The sequence below is a fragment of the Segeticoccus rhizosphaerae genome, from assembly GCF_009192725.1.
Taxonomy (GTDB): domain Bacteria; phylum Actinomycetota; class Actinomycetes; order Actinomycetales; family Dermatophilaceae; genus Segeticoccus; species Segeticoccus rhizosphaerae.
In genome coordinates this window covers 1-1,069 of sequence record NZ_VOHR01000601.1, presented here as the reverse complement: position 1 = coordinate 1,069, position 1,069 = coordinate 1, and the positions used below count along the sequence as shown (strand labels likewise).

Genomic DNA, 1,069 nt, shown 5'->3' with positions numbered 1-1,069 from the left:
TGCCGGCGCCGGCGCGCCGGCCACCCCCCGGCGCAAGCCCGCGACCGCCAAGTCCACCCGGGCCGCCAAGACCACCCGGGCCGCCAAGACCACCAAGGCGGCCAAGGCCGCCAAGACCACCGCAGAAGGAGCATCACGATGACGTTCATCACCGACTTCACCAAGGATTTGACCAAGACGGTCAAGGACGCGACCCCGGTCTACGCCGCCGTCGGCGTGACCGACCTGGCCGCCGAGAAGCTGCGCGCCGCGCGTGAGCGTGCCGCGGCCCGCCGCGCCGACCTGTCCGTGGACGCGCTGCAGAAGCAGGCCGAGCAGGCAGCCGAGCAGGCCCAGCAAGTGCCCGCGCTCGTGCTGAACCGCACCCTCGTCCTGGCCGGCCAGGCCCAGGAGTCCTACGAGGAGCTGGCCGAGCGCGGCCAGCAGCTGGTCACGCGGATCCGCAACCAGAAGGCCACCAAGGACCTGCTCGACCAGGCCGAGACCGCGATCGCCCAGGGCAAAGGCGCCGTCACGACGGTGCGCAAGGCCGCGGAGGACACCCAGCGTGCGGCCAAGGCGACGCTGACGACCGGCCGCCGCCAGGCCGAGAACGTCGTGGAGTCCGTCGTGGACGACGCGGTGACCGAGACCCAGGCCGCCACCAAGGCCACTCGCACCTCGACCAGGCGCACCGCCACCACGGCCAAGAAGCGCGCCGCGGCGAGCAAGCGCGCGACCAAGGCCTCGTCCACGAGTGCGCGCAAGACGGCCTCGAAGGCCGCTCGCGCCACCACGTCGGCTGCCAAGAAGGTCGGCGACTGACCGACCTGCACCACGGCGAGAGTTCGACCGGGCCAGTCCGCCAGCACGATCCGACGTCGCAGCACGACCAGGTATGCCGCCCGCTCACCGCAGCGGGCGGCATCCTGTGTCTGTGAGTCCGTGCTCGGATCGGACCGGTTTCGAGGTGCTCGGAGCTGCCCGAGTCGGGTGCGGGCCGGGCCCGTCCGCGCCCACCCCGCCGGCGGCGACGCCCTAGAGTGCGGAGCGTGACCGACGCACCCGCCTCGCCCGCACCAACCTCGCC

Annotated in this window: 1 protein-coding gene; it reads left to right on the top strand. The window is 73.0% G+C overall.

Features of this window, described 5'->3' with window-relative positions; all coding sequences use genetic code 11:
• Window positions 1-138 precede the first annotated feature (138 nt).
• Window positions 139-804, top strand: coding sequence for a hypothetical protein (locus FRW57_RS21965; RefSeq protein ID WP_238999545.1), 666 nt, complete (start codon window positions 139-141; stop codon window positions 802-804).
• The last annotated feature ends 265 nt before the right edge of the window (window positions 805-1,069 follow it).

Coding starts and splice junctions, on each gene's coding strand:
- FRW57_RS21965 (WP_238999545.1), top strand. CDS start 139: ATGACGTTCATCACCGACTTCACCAAGGATTTGACCAAGACGGTCAAG.